At 64.6% G+C, this 9,702-nt stretch carries 7 protein-coding genes; all 7 read right to left on the bottom strand.

Features of this window, described 5'->3' with window-relative positions; all coding sequences use genetic code 11:
* Positions 1-30: 30 nt before the first annotated feature.
* On the bottom strand, positions 31-2,694 hold the full coding sequence (locus ACTHLA_RS01150; protein ID WP_440184371.1) for a nitrate reductase: 2,664 nt from the start codon (positions 2,692-2,694) through the stop codon (positions 31-33).
* Positions 2,695-2,696: 2 nt separating this feature from the next.
* On the bottom strand, positions 2,697-2,948 hold the full coding sequence (locus ACTHLA_RS01145; RefSeq protein WP_440184368.1) for a nitrite reductase (NAD(P)H) small subunit: 252 nt from the start codon (positions 2,946-2,948) through the stop codon (positions 2,697-2,699).
* A gap of 80 nt (positions 2,949-3,028) precedes the next feature.
* The gene (gene nirB / locus ACTHLA_RS01140) at positions 3,029-5,515 is read right to left on the bottom strand and encodes a nitrite reductase large subunit NirB (protein ID WP_440184366.1); all 2,487 of its coding nucleotides are present in this window, start codon (positions 5,513-5,515) and stop codon (positions 3,029-3,031) included.
* A 226-nt stretch (positions 5,516-5,741) separates the two neighbouring features.
* Complete coding sequence (locus ACTHLA_RS01135) at positions 5,742-6,956, bottom strand: nitrate/nitrite transporter (protein WP_440184363.1); 1,215 nt, start codon at positions 6,954-6,956, stop codon at positions 5,742-5,744.
* Positions 6,957-6,970: 14 nt separating this feature from the next.
* On the bottom strand, positions 6,971-8,089 hold the full coding sequence (locus tag ACTHLA_RS01130; RefSeq protein ID WP_440184360.1) for an alginate export family protein: 1,119 nt from the start codon (positions 8,087-8,089) through the stop codon (positions 6,971-6,973).
* 333 nt (positions 8,090-8,422) lie between these two features.
* Entirely contained in the window at positions 8,423-9,568 is a 1,146-nt protein-coding gene (locus ACTHLA_RS01125) for an ABC transporter substrate-binding protein (RefSeq protein ID WP_440184357.1), read from the bottom strand.
* Positions 9,565-9,702 (bottom strand): ANTAR domain-containing protein (locus ACTHLA_RS01120; protein ID WP_440184374.1); only part of this gene is annotated, 138 nt, incomplete at its 5' end. The genes ACTHLA_RS01125 and ACTHLA_RS01120, both read right to left, overlap by 4 nt.

The raw sequence follows: 9,702 nt of genomic DNA, 5'->3' as shown, positions 1-9,702 counted from the left end.
GGGAGAGGGGGCTGTGGCGGAACGCCATCGTCAGGCATGGGATGTCTCCTTCGCGTGTTTGAGCAGGCACTGTTTCAGTTCGCCCTTGCATGAGCCGCAGGACGTACCGGCCGCAGTGGCTTCGCCGATGGCCTCGACGCTCGAAGCCCCATCGCCGATGGCGGCCATAATGGTCTTTTCCCCGACGCTGCGGCAGGCGCAGATGATGTGGCCCTTGTCTTCGACGCCCGGCAGGCGGCCGATCAGCAGGGCGGCGCGGTCGTCATCGCTCAAGGTCGCATCGCCGAACCGCTCCAGCAGCCAGTCGCGCGGCGGCAGCTTTTTATGGATCGGCGCGACAAAGATGACTCGCGTCAGCCGCCCGTCCTCGATGCGCGCGCGCCGCGTCAGGCCGGTCGCGGGATCGTCCAGCATCATATTGACCTCAATGCCGGAGACATCCACCGGCGCGACGCCCGCAATCTCGAAACAGTCGGCGAAGGCGTGCGGCGTGCGGCGCCAGATGGTGTCGACGCGCCATGTCGGCAGGTCGCCGTCGAAGTCGCGCGGCGTCATGACAAAGCCGTGCCACGCCTCGTTATAGGCGTGGACGCGCGCGGGCGTGTGCTTGAACTCCGGCTGGCCGGAAATCGGATCGACCGCCGGGTTGACGAGTTGATTGCAGCGTCCGAACGGCGCGAACTGCCGCGTCCAGTGCATCGGCACGCTCAGATTGCCTTCGCGCACATCGTCGGTGACGCGCGCCTTGAGGATCGCTTCGCCGTAAGCGGTGGTGACCACAGCCAGCCGTCCGTCGCGGATCGTGAGACGTTTGGCGTCTTTCGGATGGATGTCGAGCAAAGGCTCCGCGATGTGGCGGTTCAGTTCCGGGGCCAGCGCCGTGCGCGTCAAGGTGTGCCAATGGTCGCGCACCCGCGCGCTGTTGAGGCTGAACGGGAAGTCGGGCGAGGTCGCCTGCGCCGGGCCGGAGATTTTCGGCGCGATCAGCCGCGCCCGCCCGTCCGGCGTGGCGAAACGCCCGTCCGCGAACAATCTGTGCGTCGAGCCTTTGTCCGTCACCGGCCAGCGCGTCGGGACCAGGGCATCGTAGTCGCGCCGCGTCAGGCCGGTCAGGCCCGACAGGTCAAGGAAACGCTGGCCGTCATTCTCGAACGCGGTCAGGCCCGCATGTTCGGTGAAGACCGCGTCCGGCCCCTGCCAGCCGAAGGCGCGGTCCCAGGCGCTGTTCATGCGCCGCGCCACGTCCGCGATAATCATCCAGTCCGGGCGGACACCGCCGGGCAGAGGGGCCATGCGGCGCTGGCGCGAGATCGTGCGCTCGGAATTGGTGACCGTGCCATCCTTCTCGCCCCAGGCGGCGGCGGGCAACTGGATATGCGCCATATCCATCGTGTCGGTGCGCGCGATCACGTCGGACACCACCACCAGTTCGCAGTTGGACAGCGCCTCATGCACCTTGTTGGCGTCGGGCAGGGAGACCATCGGATTGGTGGCCATGATCCAGATCGCCTTGACCTTGCCCTGCCGCGCCGCCTCGAACATATCGACGGCCTTCAGGCCCGGCTTTTGCGCGATCACCGGCGAGTCCCAGTAGCGCTGCACGCGCGACTTCGCCGCCTCGTCGAAATCCATGTGCGCGGCCAGCATATTGGCCAGCCCGCCGACCTCGCGTCCGCCCATGGCGTTGGGCTGGCCGGTGATCGAGAAGGGGGCCGCGCCGGGCTTGCCGATCTTACCGGACAGCAGGTGGGCGTTGATCAGGGCGAGGCCCTTCTGCACGCCCTGCGCCGACTGGTTGGAGCCCTGGCTGAACAGGCTGACCACCTTGTCCGTGTGCAGGAAGGCGTCATAGAAATATTTGAGATCAACCACCGAAATCCCGCAATCGGACGCGACGGCGTCGAGGCTCTGATCGTCGGCGGTCAGCGCGGCCATGAGGCGGCTGTAACCTTGCGTATGCTTGTCGATAAAGTCGTGGTCGAGCGCGTCGCGTGCGATCAGGTGGGCGCACAGGCCGTTCCACAGCCGCACATCGGTCTGCGGGCGGATCATCAGGTGCAGGTCGCAGGCCCTGGCCGTATCGGTGCGTTTGGGGTCGATGCATATGCGCATCTGACCCTCCTTCGCTTCGATGCGGCGATACAGCACCGGATGCGTCCAGGCGGCGTTGTGGCCGGAAAAGACCAGCACATCGGCCTCGGTCAGGTCGTCATAGGTTCCGGGCACGAGGTCGGCGCCGAAGGCCAGCTTGTGCGCGGCGACGGCGGAGGACATGCACAGGCGCGAATTGGTGTCGATATTGGCCGTGCCGATATAGCCCTTGGCCAGCTTGTTGATCGCGTAATAGTCCTCGGTCAGCAACTGGCCGGAGACATAGAAGGCGACCGCGTCGGGGCCGTGTTCGGTGATGATGGCGTTGAAGCGCTGCGCCACCGCGTCGAGCGCCTGATCCCATGTGACGTCGCGTAGGCTCCCGCCAATGCGCATGCGCGGGCTAAGCAGGCGGCCCTCCAGCCCGAAGGTCTTGCCCAGCGCCGTCCCTTTCGAGCACAGCCGTCCCTGATTGGCCGGATGGCTATCATCGCCGCGCACGTCGAGCCCGCGCGTCCCATGCCGGTCGCCCAGCACGCCGCAACCGACCCCGCAATAGGGGCAGGTGGTCCTGACGAGGGCGGTGTCGGCGTCTCTGGGCATGATCAGGCGGGCAGCCCCAGCAGGATGCGGGCGTTTTCGATCTTCAGCGGCACGGTGGGCGCGCAGCCCTTGCCCGCGTCGGCGCCGAGCGCCTCGCCGCTTTCCAGCGAGATCGACCAGTTGTGCAGCGGGCAGGCGATGGCGCGGCCATGCACAATGCCCTCCGACAACGGCCCGCCCTTGTGCGGGCATTTGTCGAACACGGCGAAGTACTCGTCCATCACCGTGCGGAACACCGCGATGGGGCCGAGCACGCTTTCGACGCGGCGGGCGCCTTGCGGCGCGACTTAGCCAGCGGGGCCGACATCGACCCAGTTGATCACGACATTTGCGTTCATTCCGCCAACTCCTTTTGCGGGCGCAGGTCGGCCAGCGGCGAAAACACCCTGGCCGGTTCGGATTGCGGGTTAAGTTCGGCCCACGGGTCGGTCTGGAACACGGCCTGACTTTCGAGGAAACGCGCCTTCAACGCCGCGCGCGCCGCATCGTCAGACAGGGCGGATTTGACGAAGTCCAGCCCGACGCGCTCGATCCACGGCGCGGTGCGCTCCAGATACCAGGCGTCCTCGCGGTAAAGCTGCACGAAGGCCATCGACCAGTCGATCGCTTCGGCTTCGGTGGCCACCTTGGTCAGAAGGTCGGTGGCGCGGACATGGATGCCGCCATTGCCGCCGACATGCAGCTCATAGCCGCTGTCGACGCAGACGACGCCGAAATCCTTGATCGTGGCCTCGGCGCAATTGCGCGGACAGCCGGACACCGCCATCTTGAACTTGTGCGGCATCCACGACCCCCAGCTCGCCTGTTCCAGCTTGACGCCGAGCCCGGTCGAGTCCTGCGTGCCGAAGCGGCACCATTCGGAACCGACACAGGTTTTCACCGTGCGCAAAGCCTTGGCGTAGGCGTGGCCGGACACCATGCCCGCCGCGTTGAGGTCGGCCCAGACGTGCGGCAACTGTTCCTTCTTCACGCCGAACAGGTCGAGCCTCTGGCCGCCCGTGACCTTGACCATCGGCAGGTCGTACTTGTCGACCACATCGGCGATGGCGCGCAGCTCTTTCGCGCTGGTCAACCCGCCCCACATGCGCGGCACGACGGAGTAGGTGCCGTCCTTCTGGATATTGGCGTGGTTGCGCTCATTGACGAAGCGCGAGCGCGGATCGTCCTTGTATTCGCGCGGCCAGGCGCACAGCAGGTAGTAGTTCAGCGCCGGACGGCACGACGAACAGCCGTCGGGCGTCGCCCATTTCAGCGCCTGCATCACGTCGGGAATGGTCTTGAGTTCGAGATCGACAATCGCCTTGCGCACATGCGCGTGGCCGTGGTCGGTGCATTTGCAGACCGGCTTCGGCCCGCTCTGCGCCTTGAACGCGTCGCCGAGCGTAACCTTCAGCAGGCTTTCGACAATGCCGGTGCAGGAGCCGCAACTGGCCGAGGCCTTGCAATGGCCGCGCACCTTGTCGAGCGTGTCGTTCCCGGCGCAGATCGACGCCACCACCTGACCCTTGGACACGCCGTTGCAGCCGCACACCTCGGTGTCGTCGGGCCATGCCGCAACGGCGTCAGAAGGGTCCGCGCCGGCCAGGGCGCTGGTCACCGCCTGACCGAAGATCAGAGTGTCGCGGATCGGGGCGATGTCCTCGCCCTTCTTCATCAGGTCGAAATACCAGCCGCCGTCCGCCGCCTCGCCGAACAGCACGGCGCCGACCAGCCGGTCGTCTTTGATGACGATGCGCTTATAGACGCCGCGGCCAGGATCGCGGAACACAATGTCCTCGCAGCCCTCGCCGCCGCCGAACTGACCGGCGGAGTAGAGATCGACGCCCGAAACCTTCAGCCGCGTCGCCAACGAGGTTCCGATAAAGGCGGCGTCGGGGTTCTTACCGGTCAGCACATCGGCCAGGGTGCGGCACATATCCCAGATCGGCGCGACCAGACCGTAGCACTGGCCGCGATGCTGCACGCATTCGCCGACCGCGAAAATGTCGGGATCGTCGGTGCGCATCTGGTCATCGACGACAATGCCGCGCTCGACAGCCAGTCTGGCGGATTTGGCCGGTTCGACGTGCGGACGGATGCCGACCGCCATGACCAGCAGCGAACACGGAATGACGCGCCCGTCTTTCAGTTTCAGGCCCTCGACATGGGTTTCGCCCAGAATAGCCTCGGACTGGGCGTTGAGGATCGAGGCGACGCCGCGTTCCTCCAGCGCCTTTTCCAGCAGCCGCCCGGCGGCCTCGTCCAGTTGCCGCTCCATCAGGACATCGACCAGATGAATGACGGTGGCCTTCATGCCGCGCTTGGCCAGCCCGTAGGCGGCTTCGAGGCCGAGCAATCCGCCGCCGATCACAACCGCTTCGCCGCCACTTTCAGCCGCCGCCTGCATCGCATCGACATCGTGCAGGTCGCGGAAGGCGACCACGCCGGAAAGGTCTGCGCCGGGCAGGGGCAGGCGGATCGGGTCGGAGCCGGTGGCGAGTATGATCTTGTCGTAACCGATGCGCTGGCCGTCGTGCAGAACGACCTCTTTCATCGCGCGGTCGATGGCCTGCACCCAATAGCCGAAATGGGTCTTGACGCCGTTTGCGTCATACCAGTCCTGCGAATGGGTCACGATCTGATCGAACGTCTTTTCCCCCGCCAGAACCGGCGAAAGCTGGATGCGGTCATAGGTGGGCAGGCTCTCGGCGCCGATGATGGAAATCTCGAAGCGCGTCCCCCTTTTTTCAGAAGAATTGGCACGTTTGAGGATTTCCTCGACGATGCGGCCCCCGGCCATGCCGGCGCCAATAACGATAAGCCGCTCTTTATGCTGGGTCATGCGAACCTCTTGAGCAAAAAAAAGAGCCCCGAAACGCGCCTTCCAGATGGAAAGCCGCTTCGGGACTCCGTTGTCCTTGATGGTGCGTTGCAAAAACCGCCGTTGGTGTCTGCGCCGCAAATGTCGTTTGGCCATCTATGGCCAGTCCTTACAGCGTATGACAGATCTGCGGATTGTCAACGCTGAAAATGCGCGGCGCACAGGCTTTGTGCGCCGCAAAATCGTCTTAAATCTTCGCATCCAGCGCGCCATAGACGTGCCAGGTGGTGCGCCAGGTCTTTTTCACCAGGGTCAGGCCGATCAGCGCGATGAAGGCCAGGGCGGCGAAGATCAACAGGCTGGCCATATAGGAACCGGTCATCTGCTTCGACAGGCCCATGCTGGCGGCCAGGTAGAAGCCGCCAATGCCGCCGCACATGCCGACCAGGCCGGTCATGACGCCGATCTCGGCGCGGAAACGCTGCGGCACAAGCTGGAAGACCGCGCCATTGGCCATGCCCAGCGCTACCATGGCGGTGACGATGAACAGGGTTCCGAGCAGGATATTGCCCAGGCCGAGGCTCATCAGCAACAGAGCGACGCCCGCGATCGAATACATGATCGACAGGGTGCGGATGCCGCCGATACGGTCGGCCAGCCCGCCGCCGACCGGACGCACGATCGAGCCGAAGAAGACGCAGAAGGCGGTGAACAGGCCGGCGGTGACCGGGGCCAGGCCATATTGGGTGTTGAAATAGATATTCAGCGACGAGGACAGGCCGACAAAGCCGCCGAAGCTGACGCCGTAAAACAGCATGAACCACCAGGCGTCGACCTGCTTCAGCACCGAGAAATACTCGGCGGTCTTCTTGGGCGCGGGCTGGTTGGGCGAATCCTTGGCGAAGATCTGATAGACGATGAAGGTCAGGATCAGCGGGATGGCGACAAAGGCGAAGACGGTGGTCCAGCCATAGGTCTTGGCGAGCGTGGGCAAAAACAAAGAGGCGAACACTGTGCCGGAATTGCCCGCGCCCGCAATGCCGAGCGCAATGCCCTGATATTTCGGCGGATACCAGCGCGAGGCCAGCGGCAGGGCGACGGCAAATGAGGCGCCCGCCACGCCCAGCACGACGCCAAGGCCAAGCACCGACATATAGGAATGGATGTTGAACAGCCACGCCGCCAGAAGGCCGCCGATGACGATCAACTGACCCACGGTTCCGGTCATTTTCGGCCCGATGCGATCGACCAGCACGCCGTTGACGACGCGCAAAACCGCGCCAGCCAGGATCGGCACGGCGACCATGAAGCCTTTTTCAGCCGGGGTCAGGCCGAGCGTGGCGGTGATCTGCACGCCCAGCGCGCCCAGAAGCACCCAGACCATGAAGCTCATGTCGAAGTACAGGAAGGCGGAGAACAGGGTGGGCGCATGCCCGGCTTTGAGAAAATCCTTGGAGATCATGATGCGTGATCCTCTTAAAGTTTATAGCTGAGCGCAAGCCAGGTCTTGCGGCGCGAAGCGGGGGCGAGGGGGGAGGCGCTGGCGTTGAAATCGGCGACCTTGGCCAGCAGGGACAGGTGTTTGGTGAGCGCGATGGTGGCGACCGCATCCCATTCATGACCGAGACCAACGCCAAGACGCGCCGTCGAAAGGCCATGATAGATCAGGGTCAGCGCGCTCTTGTGCGGCAGGTTGAGCGTCGCCGCATAATTCAGGTCGTCCAGCCCGTTCACGGTCGTCTTGTTGCCGCCCGTGCCGGAAAAGGCGTCGGCGAAGCCCTGGAACGCATGCACTGTGCCGAGCGGGGTGACAAAGCCGACCTTGCCGTCGCCGCCGAGGCTTTCATAATTGATCCTGAAGCTGGCGATCTTGTAGCTTGCCGCAACCTCCAGCATGCTTTCCTGCAAGCTGAAATCCGCCGGATTGTTGCGATAGTCGCTCTGGTGCGCATATTGGCCGGTCAGGGCGAATTTGACCCCGCCCGCCGTGAAGCCGCCTGTGGCGCGCGCGCCGAGCGTCTGCGTCGAGGACGCCGCCGCATTGGAAAAATCGAGCGCATAGTCAAAAGCGGTCAGCTTGACGCCATGCAGGGCGTAACTGGCGTTGAGGACATAGCTGTCGCTGTCCCAGTCCTTCGCCTCGCCCAGCACGCGGTTGATCTTCGCCAGATAGGCCGCCGTCAGGGCGAACCCGCCGGTCTTCAGATCGTAGCGCACGGCGTCGAAGGTCTGCTCGTCCTGCCGCCAGCCGACATTGCCGACGAAGCGCGCATCGTCGAGGATCAGGCGTTGACGTCCGATGGTCAGGCTGGAGTGGCTGTCCGGCGTCCAGGTCACCTGGGCGCGGTTCAGTTCGGTAACCTGCGGGTCCGGCTCGGTGGGGTAGGCGGTCTTGCCGTTCAGCCCGGAATTGTAATCCTGCACGAGCGCTGTGACGTTCTCGACCTCGATCAGGCCGGAAAACTGGCCTTGCCGACTTTGAACGCCGAAACGGTTGCGCCAGGTCAGGGCGTCGGCGTCATGGGCGAAACCGGCCTGTTCGACATGGGCGTAGCGCAGGTTGGAATCGAGGATGGGGGTGATATCCGCAAACACGGGGGAGCGTCCTTTTCGGGCATAAAAAAAGACGCCTCAAGCCTGACCGGTCCCGCATGGGGTTCAGTCTGTCCTGAGACGTCGTTGTCGGATGTGATGGCCGCCTTGCGCCAGCCTTGGCGCGAAAAGCGGCTTAAAAAGCGATCTTCGTTGACCGCATGGGATGAGACTGTGAGCGACGGGGCCGCATCGTCAATAAGGACTTTGCGTCATGTTGCTCTGCACAAATTTTCTGTGGCGAAAACGTCACAAAATGACGGGCGAAAGCCTGGAAATTCCATTGCGGCGGCTAAGGTGCGAGAGGCGCCATCCCGTTTCATGCGAAACTTTTTATTACGACCCGCAGCGGAACACGCCGCCGTCGAACAGGGCGTTCGGCGGCATGACAATATCGGCGGGCTGCGCTGGCAGGAGCCATTCCGAGCCCTGCCCACCCTCGTCCTTCTCATCGGCCAGCGGCAGGTTCAGACCCAGCCCGCCCGCCGCTTCGCGCCACAGGTCCGGGCGGTAGATCCGCCGCGCCAGGGCGTCGAAATCGTGGTCCGGCGACAGCCAGCCCCAGCGCACCATCTGGCCCAGGAACCATTTGGCGTGGCTGATCCACGGAAAGGTCGCGGTCTGCGGATCGAGAATGAGTCCTGCGCCGCCGTCCGCCATCGCCGCCGCAATCGCCTCGGCGGCCGCGCCGACGTAAGATGTGCGCGCCAGAATGCGGATCAGGTCGTCTTGGTGCGAAAGGCCATGCGCCCACGCCGCCGCGCGCAGCAGAGCGCGCACCAGAGCGATCACACCGTCCGGGTTGGCTTCGGCCCAGTCAGTGCGCACCCCCAGCACCTTTTCCGGCTTCAACGTCCAGAAATCGGGATCGGAGAACAGCACCTCGCCATCGCCGTTCAGCTCCGCCGTCTGCGGCCAGGGCGAACCGGAGCAGAAGCCGTCGATCAGCCCGTCGCGCACCATGTTGGCCAGGCGCGACGGCGGCGCCACCACCCATTGCACCTGACGCTCAGGATCGAGGCCAGCGGCGGCGACCCAGTGGCGCAGCACAAAATGGTGCGGCGAAAAGGTGAAGGGCACGGCGAAGACCAGCCGTCCCGCGCCCGCATAGCGCCGCTTCGCCACCTCGCGCGCCAGAAGCTTCGCGCTGCCACGCAAGGATTTGAGCGCTTCATCCTCCGCCTCCAGAGCGCGCTTCAGCGCCGCCGACACCAGCACCGAATTGCCGCCCGCGCCCAGCGCCATCGGCGCAATGATCCGCCCCATGGACGGGCCTTGCCCCAGGGCCGCCGCGAACGGCATGGGCGCCAGAATATGGGCGGCGTCGATCAGGCCATAGGCCAGCTTGTCGCGAATGTTCGACCAGTTGGCCTCGCGCGATAAGGTGACGCTCAGGCCTTCGCTGTCATAGAAACCGAGCGCCTCGGCGACCAGAATCAGCGCCGCATCGTTCAGCGGATTATAGGCGAGGGTCAGGTTCATAACGCGCTTCCCGGTTTCAGAAGGTCGCTGACGGCCAGAATATCGGCGGCGACCGCCTGCATGGGCCGTCCGGTGTCCATGGCGTGCTTGCGCAGGAGTTTATAGGCTTCGTCCTCGCTGAGATTGCGCGAATT

Origin of the sequence: Asticcacaulis sp. (genome assembly GCF_051956075.1) — a bacterium.
GTDB lineage: Bacteria > Pseudomonadota > Alphaproteobacteria > Caulobacterales > Caulobacteraceae > Asticcacaulis.
This window is presented reverse-complemented; position numbering and strand designations above follow the sequence as displayed.